The sequence below is a fragment of the Pseudaquidulcibacter saccharophilus genome, assembly GCF_019455445.1.
In the GTDB taxonomy this organism is placed as follows: Bacteria; Pseudomonadota; Alphaproteobacteria; order Caulobacterales; family Aquidulcibacteraceae; genus Pseudaquidulcibacter; species Pseudaquidulcibacter saccharophilus.
In genome coordinates this window covers 1-656 of the sequence record NZ_JAHWUS010000012.1, presented here as the reverse complement: position 1 = coordinate 656, position 656 = coordinate 1, and the positions used below count along the sequence as shown (strand labels likewise).

1 protein-coding gene is annotated in these 656 nt (G+C 44.5%); it reads left to right on the top strand.

Annotation, left to right across the window (positions count from 1 at the left end; genetic code table 11):
* Nucleotides 1-656, top strand: a 656-nt coding sequence (locus KXV15_RS13415; RefSeq protein WP_240008718.1) for an FAD-binding oxidoreductase, incomplete at both ends; no start/stop codon positions are given.

The following is a 656-nucleotide window of genomic DNA, read 5'->3' as shown; positions in this document are numbered from 1 at the left end:
GCTTGTGAATGCCGCCTACAATCGGATGTAACGATTGAAGCGGACATTGACGAGGATGATGATGCAAGAAGGATTGCGGTGAAAGACTTTGATTGTGAAGTCACCGCAATCACTAATCTAACCCATGATGTTAAGGGTATTACATTTAAGATAAATGGCGATACAATTGATTTTCAGGCTGGACAATATGTGAATGTCAATTTGCCTGGGGTTGAAGGTACGCGCGCCTTTTCAATTGCTAACCCCCCAAGCGAGAATGATAAGATTGAGCTTCAGGTAAGGTTGGTAAAGGGTGGCAAAGGCACGACCTATATTCATGAAACCCTGAAAGTGGGTGATAAGATTAAGATATCTGGTCCCTATGGTCGTTTCATCACCCGTAAATCACGCGGTGGCCCGAAATTATTTCTGGCAGGTGGCACAGGCGTTTCTAGCCCGCGTTCAATGATATTGGAATTATTATCCGAAGGTTATGGAGAGCCAATTACTTTGGTTCATGGTGTACGTACCCGCAATGATCTTTATGGATTTGAAGAATTCAGCGAGCTTGCGTCAAAGCATCCAAATTTTACTTATATCCCTGCGCTTTCAGATGCGGAAGGTGATGAAAGTTGGAATGGTGCAAAGGGCTTTGTCCATGATGCGGCGAAGGCACA